18 protein-coding genes are annotated in these 16980 nt (G+C 68.6%); 3 read left to right on the top strand and 15 right to left on the bottom strand.

Annotated features, from left to right (window positions below):
- Positions 1 to 608 precede the first annotated feature (608 nt).
- From ACZ54P_RS19315 to ACZ54P_RS19285, 7 genes are all read right to left on the bottom strand, one after another.
- Positions 609 to 1373, bottom strand: coding sequence for an SIR2 family NAD-dependent protein deacylase (locus ACZ54P_RS19315; RefSeq protein ID WP_465462900.1), 765 nt, complete (start codon positions 1371 to 1373; stop codon positions 609 to 611).
- A gap of 15 nt (positions 1374 to 1388) precedes the next feature.
- On the bottom strand, positions 1389 to 2588 hold the full coding sequence (locus tag ACZ54P_RS19310; protein WP_465462899.1) for a L,D-transpeptidase: 1200 nt from the start codon (positions 2586 to 2588) through the stop codon (positions 1389 to 1391).
- Positions 2589 to 2705: 117 nt separating this feature from the next.
- Positions 2706 to 3572, bottom strand: coding sequence for a patatin-like phospholipase family protein (locus ACZ54P_RS19305; RefSeq protein ID WP_465462898.1), 867 nt, complete (start codon positions 3570 to 3572; stop codon positions 2706 to 2708).
- Between the two features lie 9 nt (positions 3573 to 3581).
- On the bottom strand, positions 3582 to 4244 hold the full coding sequence (locus ACZ54P_RS19300; protein WP_465462897.1) for a DedA family protein: 663 nt from the start codon (positions 4242 to 4244) through the stop codon (positions 3582 to 3584).
- Between the two features lie 60 nt (positions 4245 to 4304).
- Positions 4305 to 5306 (bottom strand): lipoyl synthase, encoded by a 1002-nt coding sequence (gene lipA / locus ACZ54P_RS19295; protein ID WP_465462896.1) that lies wholly within the window; start codon positions 5304 to 5306, stop codon positions 4305 to 4307.
- A gap of 37 nt (positions 5307 to 5343) precedes the next feature.
- A complete protein-coding gene (locus ACZ54P_RS19290) occupies positions 5344 to 6300 on the bottom strand; it encodes an oxidoreductase (protein WP_465462895.1) in 957 nt (318 codons plus the stop codon).
- Positions 6301 to 6342: 42 nt separating this feature from the next.
- Entirely contained in the window at positions 6343 to 6873 is a 531-nt protein-coding gene (locus ACZ54P_RS19285) for a hypothetical protein (RefSeq protein WP_465462894.1), read from the bottom strand.
- Between the two features lie 132 nt (positions 6874 to 7005).
- Between ACZ54P_RS19285 and ACZ54P_RS19280 the strand changes: the two genes are divergently transcribed.
- Positions 7006 to 7623: a TetR/AcrR family transcriptional regulator gene (locus ACZ54P_RS19280; RefSeq protein WP_465462893.1), complete on the top strand. Its 618-nt coding sequence runs from the start codon at positions 7006 to 7008 to the stop codon at positions 7621 to 7623.
- A 24-nt stretch (positions 7624 to 7647) separates the two neighbouring features.
- Positions 7648 to 8583: an LLM class F420-dependent oxidoreductase gene (locus ACZ54P_RS19275; protein ID WP_465462892.1), complete on the top strand. Its 936-nt coding sequence runs from the start codon at positions 7648 to 7650 to the stop codon at positions 8581 to 8583.
- Between the two features lie 67 nt (positions 8584 to 8650).
- Here ACZ54P_RS19275 and ACZ54P_RS19270 read toward each other — a convergent pair whose 3' ends face one another.
- From ACZ54P_RS19270 to lpdA, 8 genes are all read right to left on the bottom strand, one after another.
- Positions 8651 to 8947, bottom strand: a complete 297-nt coding sequence (locus ACZ54P_RS19270) for a hypothetical protein (protein ID WP_465462891.1) — start codon at positions 8945 to 8947, stop codon at positions 8651 to 8653.
- 61 nt (positions 8948 to 9008) lie between these two features.
- A complete protein-coding gene (lipB, locus tag ACZ54P_RS19265; RefSeq protein WP_465462890.1) occupies positions 9009 to 9752 on the bottom strand; it encodes a lipoyl(octanoyl) transferase LipB in 744 nt (247 codons plus the stop codon).
- Positions 9753 to 9762: 10 nt separating this feature from the next.
- Complete coding sequence (locus tag ACZ54P_RS19260; protein WP_465462889.1) at positions 9763 to 10377, bottom strand: phosphatase PAP2 family protein; 615 nt, start codon at positions 10375 to 10377, stop codon at positions 9763 to 9765.
- Entirely contained in the window at positions 10374 to 11258 is an 885-nt protein-coding gene (locus ACZ54P_RS19255; RefSeq protein ID WP_465462888.1) for a TIGR01777 family oxidoreductase, read from the bottom strand. Before ACZ54P_RS19255 ends, ACZ54P_RS19260 begins: the two co-directional genes overlap by 4 nt.
- A gap of 37 nt (positions 11259 to 11295) precedes the next feature.
- Positions 11296 to 11763, bottom strand: coding sequence for an ArsR/SmtB family transcription factor (locus tag ACZ54P_RS19250; protein ID WP_465462887.1), 468 nt, complete (start codon positions 11761 to 11763; stop codon positions 11296 to 11298).
- Between the two features lie 22 nt (positions 11764 to 11785).
- On the bottom strand, positions 11786 to 12880 hold the full coding sequence (locus ACZ54P_RS19245) for a serine hydrolase (RefSeq protein WP_465462886.1): 1095 nt from the start codon (positions 12878 to 12880) through the stop codon (positions 11786 to 11788).
- 195 nt (positions 12881 to 13075) lie between these two features.
- Positions 13076 to 14881, bottom strand: coding sequence for a 2-oxoglutarate dehydrogenase, E2 component, dihydrolipoamide succinyltransferase (gene sucB / locus ACZ54P_RS19240; RefSeq protein WP_465462885.1), 1806 nt, complete (start codon positions 14879 to 14881; stop codon positions 13076 to 13078).
- Positions 14882 to 14937: 56 nt separating this feature from the next.
- On the bottom strand, positions 14938 to 16311 hold the full coding sequence (gene lpdA, locus ACZ54P_RS19235) for a dihydrolipoyl dehydrogenase (RefSeq protein ID WP_465462884.1): 1374 nt from the start codon (positions 16309 to 16311) through the stop codon (positions 14938 to 14940).
- Positions 16312 to 16493: 182 nt separating this feature from the next.
- On the opposite strand from lpdA, the gene ACZ54P_RS19230 reads away from it, so the two are divergent.
- Complete coding sequence (locus tag ACZ54P_RS19230) at positions 16494 to 16838, top strand: oxidoreductase (protein WP_465462883.1); 345 nt, start codon at positions 16494 to 16496, stop codon at positions 16836 to 16838.
- Positions 16839 to 16980: the final 142 nt, after the last annotated feature.

Genomic DNA, 16980 nt, shown 5'->3' with positions numbered 1-16980 from the left:
GTGGGAGAGTAGGACACCGCCGGACTAACATTAGAAAAAAGGGGTCCAGGCCCCGGTCGAGAACCTCACCGTTCTCCCGGGGCCTGGACCCTTTTCTGTATCCCCACCCCCCTGCGCATTTAGAGGACTAAACGCGCAGGGGTAACGGCCGCCGCCCGCGAGGTCGTGAGTGTTTTGGGCCGTTAGAACCAAGAGTGTTCTAGGTGAATACCGGCGGTTGAGCCCGGTAGCGGCCGGTCCGTGAAGGACTCTTCAGGGACCCAGAATCCCTCAAAGTTCCCTTCACCCGCCCGGAAGGCCATCACGAGCCTCAGTAGCACCACCAGCCACAACAGCGGCGTGTGAAGGCCCCTTCCCTCGGTTCAGGAGAGGAAACACGACCTTCACACCTTCCCCAGTACATGAAGGTCCCCTTCCTTGCGCCAGGCGCAAGGAAGGGGACCATCACGTACCTCACGCAAGGCCGCACGCCACGAATAGGTACCTAAGAGACGGTTCGCTAGAACGACCCAAAACACTCACGACAACCCGGCCCACAGCCCACGTAAGCGAACCCACCAGCGAGACCCACGCATTTAGTCCTCTAAATGCGTGGGTCGGAGCTGAAGTCAGGTGATGAGGGCGGGGAGGGTTGTTCCGAGCGGGCCGCGGACGACGGCGGAAGCCATGGAGTCGTAGGGCGTTTCGGAGCCATTGCAGATCACCACGTCGGCACCGGCCCGCGAAGCGACGCTCACCAGCGAGGCGGCCGGCTGCACGCTCAGCGAGGACCCGGCCACCAGCAGGACGTCGCTCTCGGAGACGGCGGTTCGCGCGGCTCGGAGCAGGTTCTGGTCCAGGTGCTGTCCGAACGACACGGTGGCCGACTTCAGGATGCCGCCGCACACCAGGCAGGGCGGATCGGTCTCGCCCGCCCGGACGCGGTCGAGCGTCGAGCGCATGTCCCGGTGGTCGTCACAGGACAGGCAGACGGACTCGAACATCGTCCCGTGCAGTTCCAGCACCCGCTCGGGTGAGGAGCCCGCCTTCTGGTGCAGCCGGTCGATGTTCTGCGTGACGATATGCGTCAGCGTTCCGGACTCTTCCAGCCGCACCAGAGTGCGATGCGCGACGTTCGGCTCGGCGTGCCAGCCAGGGTGGACCAGCCGCGCTTGCCAGGTGCGCTCACGGACCTCTCTGCTGTCCTGATACGCCTGAAGGTTCGACATCTTCTCCGCGGCCGGATCGCGGGTCCACAGGCCTTGCGGGCCCCGGAAGTCGGGGATTCCCGAGTCCGTGGAGATCCCGGCGCCGGTGAGTGCGACGACCCGGCCGGCGCCGGCCACGAGTGAGCGGGCCTTGCTCAGTTCGGCATCGGGGTCGGTGGTGGTCACCGGCCCATCATGCCCCTATTTGATCGCGCTGCCCGCCTGCCAGTCCGCCCACGACTTCGACCAGTCGCCGTAGAGGTCCCAGACCGGTAGTTGCGGGCCGCCGGAGTTGGTCACCTCGACGACGTCGCCGAGCCCCATGTTCTGGTAGAACCACTGGGCGTTGGCGGCGTTGAGGTTGATACAGCCGTGCGAAACGTTCGAGCTGCCCTGCGCACCGACACTGTTCGGGTTCTCGTGGACGAACTCGCCGTCGTTCGAGATCCGCAGTGACCACTTCTCGTTCGCCTTGTAGTACCCGGGCTGGCCCTGGCAGACGCCGTAAGTGCACGAGTCCATCACGTAATTCTCGTGTTTGTCCGAAATGACGTGTGCGCCCAAATGCGTCGGCGTGGCGTCCTTGCCCATGGAAATGGGCATCGATTTGGTCAGCTGGCCGTTGTGGAAGATCTGCATCTGCTCGGTGTTGCCGTCGGCCTTCGCGACCCAGGAATCGTGCACCCGGTAGGTCTCGGTGCGGTCGGTCGCGCCGTAGACGCCATTGCCGAAATCGACGCCGTAGATCATCGCCGACACTTTCAGCGTCGTACCCGGCTGCCAGTAGACCTTGGGCCGGTAATGGACGTTCTTGTCGTCGATCCAGTACCAGGAGCCCTCCTGTTTCGGCGTGGACTCCACCGACAGCTTCTTCTCCACCTCGGCCTTGTTCTTCACGGGCTGGCCGAAGGCGAACACGATCGGCTGCCCGACGCCGACGCCACCCGAGGTGACCGCGGCGGGGGCCGGGATGAGGTTCGGGTTCGCCTGTTGCTTCGGGCTCAGTGTGGAGACCCTGGTCTGCTGCTCGACCGGCTTTCCGTTGCTGCCCTGGGCGTGTGCCACGATCTTGTAGGTGCTGCCGTAGCCGAGCGGTTCGGTGGTCTTCCAGCTGAGCCCGTCGCTCGCCAGCTCTCCCTTCACCTGCTTGCCCTTGTCGGCGTTGGTGACGGTGACGTCGGTCAGTTTGCCGTACTCGGCCTTGACGACCACCGGGATCGCCGGGTTGACGTCCGTGCCACCCGCCGGCTCGATGGTCACCGAAACCGCGCTTTCGTCCGATTCGGCACTGGTGCCCGTCGAATTCGAATTGCCGGTGTCGCCCGAAGACGAACACGCGGAGAGCATCAACACCGCGGCGAGTATTCCGGCCGTCGAAAGTAATGTCTTCTTGGGAAACATATGAGTCTCTCTTGAATGTATTCAGCTACGTCGCTCGATCAGCGGAAAGTTCTCTTTCAAAACTACGCGACGAAGAAGACGTGATCGATGCCGGATGGTTCTATCCAGTGGTGCTTGTCACGCCACGACGAGACCGGGCGCCCCGTAAAGACCGGGGCCATCGACGCTCAATCCACTCAAATAGGTCTTCGCGGCTTCGTAAGCTTCCGCGGTCAATGTGGTGGTGTGACTGAAGTCCAACGGGCTGACGCGCACCGGCTTCGGGCCCGGCAGGTACACCACGGACACCTCGGCGGCGGCGATCGGCGCCTCCAGCACGGCCTGGTTCCGCATGCTGATCATCGCGGTGAACATCATCACCTCGGCGAAGGTCTGCGGGGTGCCGGGCATCTTGCCGGGGAAGGCGCAGTCGAGGACGACGAGCGACTTCGCGCCCATCGCGAGTGCCTGGCGCATCGGCACGTTGGCGACGAGGCCGCCGTCGTAGAGCATGCGGCCTTCGAACGGCACCGGCGGATAGATCCCCGGGATCGCGCAACTGGCCAGCAGCGGCGCCAGGACGGGGCCGGAACGGATCAGCAGCGGCTCGGCGGTGTCGACGTCCGTCGCGACCACACCCAGCGGCAGCGCGAGATCTTTGAACCGGACGCCCTCGCCGACGTGCTCGTCGACGATCGCGGCCAGCCCGGTGTTCGGGAAGAGGTTGGTCTTGCTGTGCCGCAGGGTCCGCACCTGGCTGAGCACGCCGCCGGGGAACGCCTCGTGCCGCGTCATCCGCGACCAGATCCGGTGCAGCCGGTCACCGGACTCGTCCCCGAGTGCGAGGACGGCGGCGTTCAGCGAGCCCACCGAAGTGCCGACGACGAGGTCGGGAGCGATGCCTGCCTCTGAGAGGGCCTGGAGCATCCCGACCTGCATGGCACCCAGACTGCCGCCGCCACCGAGGACGAAACCGATGGGCTGGGGCAGGTTCAGGGCGGCCATGCCCGGAATCTAGTCGTCCGCGCCGACCTTCGCCGGAATGGCTTCCTCGACTGTGCCGCCGAGCGCCTTCTTTTTCTTGTAGCGCAGCAGGAAGAACACGGCGACGCCGACGAGTACGGCGACGATGACCAGGCCGCCGGTGTTGAGCACGCCTTCGACCTTCTTCGCGGCTTCACCGAGGGCGGCGCCGATGCCGATGTGGATGGCCGACCAGCACGCCGCGCCTGCCGCGGCCGCGGGCAGGAACTTGCGGAACGGCAGGCCCGAGGTGCCGGAGGCGGCAGGGGTCAGCGTGCGGATGACCGGGAGGAACCGGGCGAAGAACACCGCCCACGCGCCTCGCCGTTCGAGCACGCCGGTCGCCTTGTCCCAGGCGTCGAGGCCGTATTTGCGGATCAGCTTGGTCTCACGCAGGCGCGGCCCGAATCGCTTGCCGATCGCGTAGCCGAGTGAGTCACCGAGTGCGGCGCAGACCGTCACGACCGCCCACAGGGTCAGAAACCGCGAGACCGACGTCGCCGTCGTGGCCGCGACCAGCAGCCCCGATTCGCCGGGGGCGATGAAGCCGAGCCCGATGGTGCATTCCGCGAACACCAGTCCGCCGGTCGCCGCGACCAGTCCCGGTTCCGGGAGTCCCTGCAGCCAATTCAAAAGATCCGTTACCAACGCCACCAGGTCACATTACTGATACGTGACCTGGTGGGTGGCGACCTCGGAAAGAGGTGACCGGAGTCACCGTGCCAGGAGCGAGCTGGCTTCCTGTGCTGCGGGGCCTTCGGCGGCGAGGTGGGCCAGGTTCTCCGACAGTTCCTCACCACGGTGGGCCTTCGTCTGGGCGAAGAGACGGCCGGCGCGGTACGACGACCGGACCAGCGGCCCGGCCATGACGCCGGCGAAGCCCATGGCCTCGGCGGCCTTCGAGTGCTCGACGAACTCTTCGGGCTTGACCCAGCGGTCCACCGGGTGGTGCCGCGGCGAGGGGCGCAGGTACTGGGTGATCGTGAGGATTTCGCAGCCGGCATCGACCAGGTCACGCAGGGCGGGAGCGACCTCGTCGGGGGTTTCGCCCATGCCGAGGATCAGGTTCGATTTCGTCACCAGACCGGCCTCGCGGGCGCGAGTGATGACTTCGAGGGACCGTGCGTACCGGAAACCGGGGCGGATCCGCTTGAAGATCCGCGGCACCGTCTCGACGTTGTGCGCGAGTACCTCGGGACGCGAGCCGAAGACCTCGGCCAGCTGATCCGGGTCGGCGTTGAAGTCGGGGATCAGGAGTTCGACGCCGGTGCCGGGGTTCAGCGCGTGGATCTGGCGCACGGTCTCGGCGTACAGCCACGCGCCGCCGTCTTCGAGGTCGTCACGGGCGACGCCGGTCACCGTCGAGTAGCGCAGGCTCATCGCCTGGACGCTTTCGGCGACCTTGCGCGGCTCCGTCCGGTCCAGTTCGGCCGGTTTACCGGTGTCGATCTGGCAGAAGTCACAGCGGCGGGTGCACTGATCCCCACCGATCAGGAAGGTGGCTTCACGGTCTTCCCAGCATTCGTAGATGTTGGGACAGCCGGCCTCCTCGCACACGGTGTGGAGGCCTTCGCGGCGCACCAGGCCTTTCAGCTCGGTGAACTCCGGACCCATCCGCGCCCGCGTCTTGATCCACGGCGGCTTCTTCTCGATCGGAGTCTGGGAATTCCGGACCTCGAGCCGCAACAACTTGCGGCCATCTGGGGCAGCACTCACTCCGCCACCCTACGCCCGCCGGAGCAGTGGTCGCCGCTCACGCGGGGTCGGGGGTGACACCCGTCAACTTGGTGGTCACGTCCCACAACGCGGCGCCGAGAGATTCACTCCGGGCGGCGGGCAGAGGGCGCACCTTGACCGGGTCGCCGCGCAAGCCGCCGAGGCCGTGCGGGCCGATGTAGTCGCCGCCGGACACCTCGGGAGCGGTCGCCGCGAACAGTTGAGGGAGGGTGCCCTTCCGGGCGTTCTGCGCGATGACGACCTCGCCGATCCGGTTTCCCGCGCCGACGAGCGCGCGCACCACGGGGTTGCGATACGAGCGGGCCATGCCCGAACCGAGTCCGGTCCAGGTGTAGCCGGGGTGGGCCGCCACGCTGACGACGCCTTCGCCCGCGGCGCGCAGCCTGCGGTCGAGTTCGAGCGCGAACACCTGGTTCGACAGTTTCGACTGGCCGTAGGCCGAACCCGGGTTGTACATGCGGCGTTCGAAGTTCGGGTCCGCGACGTCGATGCGCGCGCCGGTCGCCGCGATGCTCGACACGGTCACCACCCTGGCGCCCGAACCGTTGCGCAGCGACGGCATCAGCAACCAGGTCAGCACCGCGTGCCCGAGATGGTTCGTGCCGAACTGGGTCTCGAAGCCGTCCTTGGTGTGGCCGCGCGGGGTCGCCATCACGCCGGCGTTGTTGATCAGGAGATCGAGCTTGTTCTCCGACAGCTCTTCGACCTTCTTGACGGCTTCGCGTACCGACGCGAGGTCGGCGAGGTCCAGCCGGACGAGTTCCGGCGCGGCTCCGGTCGCGGCCGCGCGGACCTGGTCCAACGCCTTGGCGCCACGTTCCGGGGACCGGCAGCCGAGCAGCACGCGGGCCCCCTTTTCCGCGAGCACCTCGGCCGTTCGCAGGCCGAGGCCCGAGTTCGCCCCCGTGACGAACACGGTCCGGCCGGTCTGATCCGGGATGTCGGCCTCGGTCCAGCGCGTGTGAGCAGCCATGTCGGTCACCTAACTACATCGGCGGGAGCGCCGCCACGGGGGTCACGCGCTGGGCGCGAGCAACCGGAGCAGGTGGCCCATCGGGCTGCGGCGGCGGGCGGGCTTGGCCTGACGGCCGTGCCGGAGCAGGGTGGCGAACGCGCTGCCGACCTTGGTGATCTCCGCGGTGGGCTCGTTCCCTTCGGCGAGGCCCGCCGTGAGCGCGAGGGTGCGCAGTTCGGCTTCGTGCGACGGGATCAGCGCGGGGCACCGCTCGAGCGCCGCGTCGAGAACGGCGCGAAGGGTCTCGTGCTCGGCCGTGGCGCGGTTCCAGGCGCGGGTGACGGCGTCGACCCGGTCGAGCGGGAGATCGTGATCGGCGTAGTCGGGGTCGGCCATTTCGGCGCGAAGGTAACCGCTGAACACCTGTTTCCACTTGTACTGAAGCGCGACCAGAAGCTCGGCTTCGGTCGCGAAGTACTCGATGGCTCCTGGGATTTCGTCGAGCGAAAGCGGGTCGGACGGGTGGTGACCCGCCCGGCGCACTGCGGCTTCGAGGATGTCGCGCCGCTGGTAGAAGTCGTTCCAGCTCATGATGAAGGCTCCCCTCCGTGACCCGGTTCATACCGCAGGTTTGCGGCATACTCCCGGTACGGACCTGACAGCAGCCAACATACCATGGGTATGGGGCGGTACCGGCGGCGTAAAGTTGTGAAGGTGGCGACAATGAGGTCTAGGCGGCTGGACTATTCCGAGTCCACCCGGTCGGCACTCGTCGAGAGTGCCGTGGAGCTGTTCACCAAACGCGGATACGCGGGTACGTCTCTCGACGAGATCGCCAAACGGGCCCGGGTGACGAAGGGCGCGCTCTACCACCATTTCAGCGGGAAGCAGGCGCTGTTCGAGGCCGTTTTCGACACGGTCGAGAGCCAGGTCTTCGACCGGCTCGAGAAGATCATGCACGGCCCGGAATCGCCGTGGGAACGAGCGCTCGCCGGGCTGCGCGGATTCCTGCAGAGCTGCCTCGACCCGGCGTATCAGCGCATCGCGATCCACGAGGCGCCGGTGGTGATGGGCTGGGAACGCTGGCGCGAGGCCGAGGAGAGGTGCAGTTTCGGCCTGGTCCGCACCGGGATCCAGTCGCTCATCGAGGTCGGCGAGGTCGACGACGTCCCGGTGGACGTCACGGCGCGGCTGCTGTTCGGCGCGTTGTCGAGCGCGGCCATCGAGATCGCGAGTTCGCCGGAGCCGAAGAAGGTGAGCGCCCAGGTCGAGGAGGTCCTGGTGCGGCTGCTCGTCGGATTCCGCCGCGTTCCGCCCGCTGAGCACGGGAAAGCGAGCTGAGGGCACCGTCGCTAGGGTGGCGTCGTGGACCTCAGGATCTTTACCGAGCCCCAGCAGGGGGCCAGTTACGACGACCTGCTCCGAGTGGCCAAGGCCACCGAGGACGCGGGCTATGACGCCTTCTTCCGCAGCGACCACTACCTCAAGATGGGTTCGGCCTCGGGCCTGCCAGGGCCGACCGACGCGTGGATCACCCTCGCGGGTCTCGCCAGGGAGACCAGCCGCGTGCGACTGGGCACCCTGGTCACCGCCGCCACTTTCCGGCACCCGTCGGTGCTGGCCATCTCGGTCGCGCAGGTGGACCAGATGTCCGGCGGCCGCGTCGAACTCGGCCTCGGTTCGGGCTGGTACGACGACGAGCACACCGCCTACGGCCTCGACCTGCCGCCGATCAAGGAGCGCTTCGACCGCTACGCCGAGCAGCTCGCGGTGGTCACGGGGCTGTGGGAGACGCCGGAAGGCGAGACGTTCTCCTTCGACGGTGAGCACTACAAGCTCGTCGACTCGCCCGGTCTGCCGAAGCCCGCTCAGCGGCCTCGGCCGCCGGTGATCATCGGCGGTGGCGGCAAGAAGCGCACCCCGGCGCTCGCCGCGCGGTACGCCGACGAATTCAACCTTCCGTTCGTCGGGCCGGAGTTCGCCGCCGAGCAGTTCGGCCGCGTCGAGGACGCCGCCCGCGAGATCGGCCGCGACCCCAAGGAGATCATCCGCTCGGCCGCGCTCGTCGTCGCCGTGGGCCGGAACGACGCCGAGGTCGCGAAGCGCGCCGGGGTGATCGGCCGCGAGGTCGAGGAGCTGCGCGAGAACGGTCTCGCGGGCACTCCGGCGGAGGTCGCCGAGAAGATCGGGCACTGGCGGGAGAAGACCGGGATCACCCGGCTGTACCTGCAGCTGCTGGATCTGTCGGACGTCGACCAGATCGAGCTGATCGCCGCCGAGGTCGCTCCCCAGCTGGACTGAAGCTTTACGCGTGAAGGCCCCCTTCCCTGGGCTCAACCGAGGGAAGGGGGCCTTCACGCGCCGGGGATCACTCGATGTCGACGCCGATGTCCAGGATCTTCGCCGGCCAGGAGATGGTGAGGCGGGACTCCGCCCCGTGGACGGCCCATTCGCCCAGTGCGTTACCGCAGACCGGGCTGCAGTTGTACGCGGTGACCCGGTACCTGCGGTCGCCATACGCGGTGCAGCTGGCCCAGGCGTACTTGGCCCCGTCGTGACCGCCGGTACAGCCGGGCGGCGGTGTGGCCGACGCCGCCGCGGGCAGGCTCACCGAAGCGGCGACCGCGATACCGGCCGCCGCGAGAACGCGCGAAAACTTGCGCATGACTTCCTCCCAGTACGCCCACCGGCCTTTCCGGCGGTCGTGCTGGTGATCTTCGCAGACGTCAGTTCTGCAGAGCGAAGGTGACGCCCGGGGCCGCGGGTGCCTGGGGGCGTGGCAGCCAGCGCTCGTCGCTCACCGGAAGGTCGCCCTCCAGCGCCGCGAGCACGGCTTCGCGCGCCATCGGCAGCACCGACGCCACGGTGACCTCGCGGCCGAGTTCGTAGGAGAGCGACGTCACGCCGGCGTCCCGGATGCCGCACGGGACGATCTTGTCGAAGGCCCCCAGGTCGGGGTCGCAGTTCAGCTCGAAGCCGTGCATGGTCACGCCGCGCTGCACGCGGATGCCGATCGCGGCGATCTTCCGCTCGACGCCGCGGTCGTCGGCCGGGATCCAGACGCCGCTGCGGCCCTCGACCCGGCCGGTGTGCACGCCGAGCTGGTCGCAGACGGTGATCAGGGCCTCTTCGAGACGCCGCACGTAGTGCACGACGTCGATCGGGTCGGCGAGTTTGACGATCGGATAGCCGACCAGCTGGCCGGGACCGTGCCAGGTGATCTTGCCGCCGCGGTCGACGTCGATCACCGGGGTGCCGTCGGTCGGCCGGTCCGCGGCTTCGGTGCGCTTGCCCGCGGTGTACACCGACGGGTGCTCCAGCAGCAGCATCGTGTCGGGGCCTTCGCCGTCGGCACGGGCTGTCACGTATCGGCGCTGGAGTTCCCAGGCTTCGGTGTACTCGATCGTCCCGATCTCACGGACGTCGACGGGCTCGGTGGCGGCACGGCATGACGTGGTCGAAGAGCTCACGCCAGCGACACTACGCCGGGTCCCGGGGCCGCGGCAGCAGGCCCAGCCCGGTCGCCGCGATCAGGCCCACGCCGCCGACGGCGAGCACCGATCCGGCGGTGTCGGTCAGCCAGTGCACCCCCAGCACGACCCGGCAGAGCGCGCCCGCGACCGTCGCCGCGACGGCGATCACGATCGCCAGGCGCGTCAACCTCGGACGGATCCACGCGCACAGCAGAACCGCGACGAAGCCGGTACAGGCGACGGCGACGACGTGCCCGCTCGGGTAACTCAGATCAGGGAATTCGCGGGGCCGCTCTCGATAGAACACCGGTTTGGCGATCAGGCTGGTCATCCGGCACAGCACCAGGACGACGGCGAGTTTGACGCACAACACCCTCAGCTCCCGCCGCTGCCAGGCGAGTACCGCGAGCACCGCGCCCAGCGCGAAGGGCAGGACCGGGCCGAGGACGTTCGTGACCAGGCCCGCCACCTGTCCCGCCGGCCGGGCGTACTGCCCATGGAACGCGTCGGCGAGTGCGACGTCCACCGGCGGCGGGCGGCCGTCGACGAACACCCCGAGCACGATGAAGCCGATCAGCAGAAGGACACCGGCGAGGGTGTACAGGCCGCGCTGCAAAGTCATGTCGCGGCGGCCAGCGCGTCCTCGAGGGTCGGGTGACGGAACTGGTAGCCCGCCTCCTCCAGCGCCCGGGGCATGGCGCGCTGGCCGAACAGCGCCATCTCTTCGGCAGCCTGCCCGAGCGTGATCTTCATGGCGAATCCCGGGACCTGCCAGAACGCCGGACGGTGCACGGCGCGGCCCAGCGCCTTCGTGAACGCGGCGTTCGTGGCGGGCTGCGGTCCGCTGAGGTTCACCGGACCGGAGAGCGATTCGTGCTCCAGCGCGAAAACGATCGCCCCCACCTCGTCGTCGAGCGAGATCCACGGCATGTACTGCTTGCCGTCGCCGAGTTTCCCGCCGAGGCCAAGGCGGAACAGCGGCCGCAGGACGTCGAGGAGTCCACCCTTGCGGGCGAGCACCAGCCCGGTGCGGATACGCACGACGCGGGCGCCCGCGGTGGTGGCGGTCTCGGTCGCGCCTTCCCACGCGGTGCAGAGCCCGGCGAGGAAACCGCGCCCCGCCGGACTCGATTCGTCCACAACGGACGGTCCGGGGTCGCCGTAGTAGCCGACGGCGGAGGCGTTGACCAGAACGGGGATCCCGTGTTCGGCGACCGCTTCCGCGAGCACCTCCGTCGGTTCGACCCGGCTGTCGAGCAGTACCTGTTTGCGGGCCGCGCTCCAGCGTCCCGGCAGCAGCGGCGCGCCGGCGAGGTTCACCACGGCGTCGATTCCGTCGAGGGCGCCGTCGGCGATCTCCCCGGCCGGGGGATCCCAGCGGCGTTCGTCCTCGGCCCGCTCTTCCCGGCGTACGAGGCGGACGACTTCGTGCCCGGAACCGCGCAGCCGCGCCGTCAGGGAGGTGCCGATCAGTCCGCTCGCGCCCGCGATCAGAACTCGCATGGGTCGATCGTGGCGTATCCCCGTCCGGCGCGCACGGTCAGGTCTTCAGTTGCCCGGCGACGTCGGACGCGGCGGTGAGCAGCACCAGCACCGGGATCGTCGCGGCCGGGCGAAGGCGGTAGCTGCCGCGTTTGTCCTGCTCGACGATCCCGGCTCCGGTCAACGCCTTGAGGTGGTGGTAGAGCTGGCCGGGGGAGCCGAGTTCGGCGGCTTCCTGCAGGGCGGGCGCGGTCCGCGCGCCGTGTTCGGCCAGGGTCCGCACGATCGCCACCCGCGCGGTGCTGGACAGGGCCGCGAGCACTTCCACCCGCGGCCCGTCCTCCTTCGCCAGCACCACGCCCGGCGGGACCTGGATGGTCCAGGTCAGCTCGACGGGTTCGGTCAGTTCGCCGTGGTAGGTCACCACGCCGCCGGGCAAGGCCGACGGCGTGGTCTCCTGCTGCCCTTCGAGCGCGGCGACCCGTTCTTCGAGGGCGGCGATCCGGTCGGCGAGCTCAGCGTCCATACCGGTTTATCTACACTGTCGGTCAGCCGAGCGCGCGCCGCAGGGCGGCGAACCGCTCCGGGACGGACAGCGCCGAGAGCAGGACGTCGATGAGCGGCAAGGCGTTCGCCTGATCCTCATCGCGCACGTCGGTGAGGAGCACGGCCGCGGTGCCTGCCCGGCCACCGGGCCAGCGCACGGACAGCCCGACGGTGAGGGTTCGCGGCAGGCTTCCGGCCTTGAAGAGCACTTCGCTCGCTCCGGGCGGCACTCGGTCGGAGAGCGGCAGCGCGAGTATCTCGCGGGCCAGCGCTCCGCCAGGGTGGTACCGGCCGAGTGCGAGACTCCGGTGGAGCGAGAACAGCTCCGATGCCGACCCTTGGCCGTGTCCCTTGACCCACGGCCACTGCTCGTCGGTGGTCTGGGGCATGCTCGGCCAGCGCTCGAACGCCTCGGCGCGGAAAGCGGGATCACGGACGAACCGGCGTGCGAGCGCGTCGCCCATCGCCCGCCGGACCACGACCGGACTGCCGGGCGGGGGCGCGTATTCGGTCATCATCAGCATCAGGACCTCGCCGCCGAACGACCGGGTGTCCGGCCTCGTCCAGCCACCGCGTGCCGCCGCGAGCTGGAGGGCGGGGTCGCCGAGACGGGTGCGCAGGTAGTCCGTGGCGGCGTTGTCACTGAAGAAGATCATCGCTTCGGGCAGCCTCGCCAGTGGGACACGCTGCTCGGGGTCCTTCGCGATGCCGTACTCGTCGCAGGGGACACCCAGCCAGTTGAGCGCCTGGAAATGCGCGCGGCCGTCGGCGACGAAGGGGTGGTGGGCGTCCCAGTCGCCGACCCTGATCCGTTCTCGCGGATCGAGCCTGCCCTCGGCGACCGCGGCGGTGTACGCGGTGAGGTGCACGACTTTGATCGACGAAGCCAGCAGCCGCCGGACGCCGGCGTTGCGGGCGGCTCGACGGCCCGCGCCGTCGTCGATCAGGACCGAGACCGAGCTCCGGTGGGCGGCGATCCAGTCGAGCCAGCCTTGTTCCGTCGTCGTGTCCGGCCCGGCGGCACTCGCGGTTCCCGGCAGCAGCAACGCCGCCGACCCCGCGGCGGCGCCGGTCAGCAGATGACGTCTGGTCAGCATGAGCGATCCTCCCTCTTGTTTTCCGTAATTCCGGAATACTAGAGTCGGAGGTGGCTGTCAAACCCGCGCGTTTAGTCCTCTGAACGCGGTCTTTGCGGCGCGCGAGTCCCGCATTTAGAGGACTAAACGCGGGAAAAAGAGAAAGGCCCCCGCCCCGCCGAAGCGGGACGAGGGCCTTCAGGGACGACCGGAGGATCAGAGACCGAGCTCGTCCTCGAAGTTGCCCTCTTCCAGACGCTGCTTGATCGTCGTGACGAAGCGGCCCGCGTCGGCCCCGTCCACCAGACGGTGGTCGTAGGTCAGCGGCAGGAACGCCATCGACCGGACGGCGATCGTGTCGTTGCCGTCGGCGTCCGCGATCACGACCGGACGCTTCACGACCGCGCCGGTGCCGAGCATGCCGGACTGCGGCTGCACGATGATCGGCGTGTCGAACAGGGCGCCGTTGGAGCCGATGTTCGTGATCGTGAAGGTGCCGCCCGAGAGCTCGTCCGGCTTGATCTGGCCCGAACGCGCGCGGCCCGCCAGGTCGGCGATCCGGTGCGCGAGACCGGCGAGGCTGAGCTCACCCGCGTCGTGGATGACCACCGACAGCAGACCCTTTTCGGTGTCCACCGCGATCCCCAGGTGCACCGCACCGTGGTAGGTGATCTCCTTCGTGTCCTCGTTGTAGGACGCGTTGACGTTCGGGTGCTGCTTGAGCGCCTCGACGGTGGCCTTCGCGAAGAACGGCAGGAACGTCAGGTTGACGCCCTCGCGCTCCTTGAAGGCCGCCTTCGCCCGCTGACGGAGCTTGGCGATCTTCGTGACGTCCACCTCGTGGACCTGCGTGAGCTGCGCGGAAACCTGCAGCGACTCGCGGGTCTTCGTGGCGGTGATCTGCCGGATCCGGCTGGCCTTCTGCACGGTGCCGCGCAGCGCCGCGAGCTCCGGCGAAACCGCGGCCTTGCGCGGAGCCGACTGAGGAGCCGACGGAGCCGCGGCAGCCGGGGCGGCGGGCTGAGCGGCGGGAGCCGAGGCTTCCTTCTGCTTGGCCTCCGCCGCCGCGAGCACGTCCTGCTTGCGGATGCGGCCACCGACACCGCTGCCGGTCAGCGACGCCAGGTCGATGCCGTGCTCCGAAGCGAGCTTGCGGACCAGCGGGGTCACGTACGGTCCGCCGTCCGAACCGTTGCTCGCCGCCGCGGGCTTCGGTGCCTCGGCCTTGGGGGCCGGGGCGGCCTGCGGAGCCGGGGCGGGCTTCGGCGCGGGAGCGGCTTCGGCCTTGGGCTCGGGCTTCGGTTCCGGCTTGGGTTCCGGCTCGGGCTCGGGCTCGGGCTTGGGCTCCGGCTTGGGTTCCGGCTTGGGCTCCTCGGCCTTCGGCGCCGGGGCGGAACCGGCCGCGCCGATCACCGCGAGCACGCCGCCGACCTCGACGGTCTCGTCCTCACCGGCGCGGATCTCCAGCACGGTGCCGGCGACCGGGGACGGGACCTCGGTGTCGACCTTGTCCGTGGAGATCTCGAGCAGCGGCTCGTCGACCTCGACGCTCTCGCCGACCTGCTTGAGCCACCGGGTGACGGTGCCCTCGGTGACGCTCTCGCCCAGCTCGGGCAGCTTCACCTCGGTGCCTTCGCCGCCGGAAGCCGGCGCGGTGTCCGGCTGGGACGGCGCGGAGGCCTGCTCCTGCGCGGGCTCCGGCTCGGGCTCCGGCTCGGGCTCGGGTTCCGGCTGCGCCTCGGAGGTGTCCTCCGAGGAACCGGACGACTCCGGCACCCCGCCGGACCCGTCGTCGATGACGGCGAGCTCGCCGCCGACCTCGACGGTCTCGTCCTCCTGAGCGCTGATCTTCACGACCTTGCCGGCGACCGGGGACGGGACCTCGGTGTCGACCTTGTCCGTGGAGATCTCGAGCAACGGCTCGTCGACCTCGACGGTGTCGCCCTCCTGCTTCAACCACCGGGTGACGGTGCCCTCGGTGACGCTCTCACCGAGCTCCGGCAACGTGACGGAGTAGGCCATCGTTCGCTGACTCCCTTGATATGTCTTGCTTGGTCTGATTCTTCGACGGTGAGACGTCAGCTGTGTACGTGCAGCGGCTTGCCCGCCAGGGCGAGGAACGCTTCACCGAGGGCCTCGGTCTGGGTGGGGTGCGCGTGGATCAGCGGGGCCACGTCCTCGGGGAACGCCTCCCAGCTGTAGATCAGCTGCGCTTCGCCGATCAGCTCGCCGACGCGGTCGCCGACCATGTGCACGCCGACGACCGGTCCTTCCGGAGCCTTGATCAGCTTGACCCCGCCGGAGGTCTTGAGGATCTGGCTCTTGCCGTTGCCACCGAGGTCGTAGGTGAAGGTGGTGACGTCGGAGCCGTACTTCTCCTTCGCCTGCGACTCGGTGAGACCGACCGAAGCGACCTCGGGGTGGGAGTAGGTGACGCGCGGGATCCCGCTCTCGTCGATCACGCGCGGCTCCTGGCCCGCGATCTCCTCGGCGACGAAGATGCCCTGCTGGAACCCGCGGTGCGCGAGCTGCAGGCCAGGCACGATGTCGCCGACGGCGTAGACGTTCGGCAGGTTGGTGCGCAGGCGGTCGTCGGTGAGGACGAAACCGCGGTCCATCTTGACCCCGGCCTCCTCGTACCCGTGCCCGGCCGAGTTCGGGCCGCGGCCGACGGCGACCAGCAGCAGGTCGCCTTCGAGCGTCTCGCCGGATTCCAGCGACACGCTGACGCCGTTGTCGTCCTGCTTGGCGCCGGTGAACCGCACGCCGGTCTTGAAGGCGATCTTGCGGCGGCGGAAAGCGCGCTCGAGCTGCTTGGACGCGTACTCGTCCTCGTTCGGGACGAGGCGTGGCAGCGCCTCCACGATGGTGACGTCGACGCCGAAGGACGCCCAGACGGACGCGAATTCGACACCGATGACACCACCGCCGAGGACGATGACCTTCTTCGGGATGTAGTCCAGCGAAAGCGCCTGCTCACTCGCGATGACGCGGCCGCCCAGTTCCAGGCCCGGCAGCGTCTTCGAGTACGAACCGGTGGCGAGGATGACGTTCTTGCCGGTGTAGCGGGTGCCGTCGACCTCGACAGTGGTGCCGCCGACGAACGTTCCGGTGCCCTCGACGAGGTTCACCTTGTGCGCTTTGGCCAGGCCCTGCAGGCCTTTGTACAGGCGGGCGACGATGCCGTCCTTGTACTTGTTGACCCCGGCGATGTCGATGCCTTCCAGCACGGCCTTGACACCGAAGGTCTCGGCGTCGCGGGTCTCGTCGGCGACCTCCGCCGCGTGCAGGAGGGCCTTGGTCGGGATGCAGCCTCGGTGGAGGCACGTCCCGCCAAGCTTGTCCTTTTCGATCAGGGTGACGGAAAGGCCCAGCTCGGCCGCGCGGAACGCGGCGGCGTAGCCGCCCGATCCGCCACCCAGGATCACAAGGTCGGCGGAGGTGTCGGTCACTTCAATAACTCCTCGGCAAGCGGTAGGGGTGGTGCTCTGGCGCCGCTTCGCGCGGTATACGCGCGCGCGGACACTTGCCATCTTGTCACTACGCGCGGCGGCCCTGCGACCTAGCCGGGTATGCGACGGTGACCACACGTCCGAGGCGGGATACTGGACGCTGGACGCGAGTGGGAAGTGAGGTGGTCGGAGTGGGTCTGTTCGACTCGCTGCGCCGGCGCTCTAAAGGCGGGCAAAAGCCCGGTACGCTGCGAAAAGCCTCTTCAAACGACTTCAAACACCTGGAAGAGTGGTCCGCCTCCCGGACCGGTGTCGAGGCGTATGTGGAGCCGAAGACCAACGTCACCGAAACCACAGTCGTCCTCATCGCACACGACGGTGAGTGGACGCGGCGCCGGATCGACAGCTTGGACGCGGCGCAGCAGTTCGGCCGCAAACGGTCCATCCCCGTGTACGAGGTGGCACGGGTCGGCTACCCGAAGCGCATGCGGGAGTACACCGAGCGAAAGAAACGCGGCGAGGTCTGACGGATTTCGGAGTCGTGCCTGGTCACCGTGGTCGTGGGGGGGGGGTGGGGGGTGGAACCGAACCGCCAACTAAGACCAGCCTGGCCGCACCACGGTTTATGTCGACCGAGCCAGCAAGGAGAAGTGACACCCCATCAACCCC

Source organism: Amycolatopsis sp. NPDC034160 (assembly GCF_055575355.1).
The sequence above is the reverse complement of the archived record's forward strand: the minus strand, read 5'-3'. Positions and strand labels throughout refer to the sequence as shown.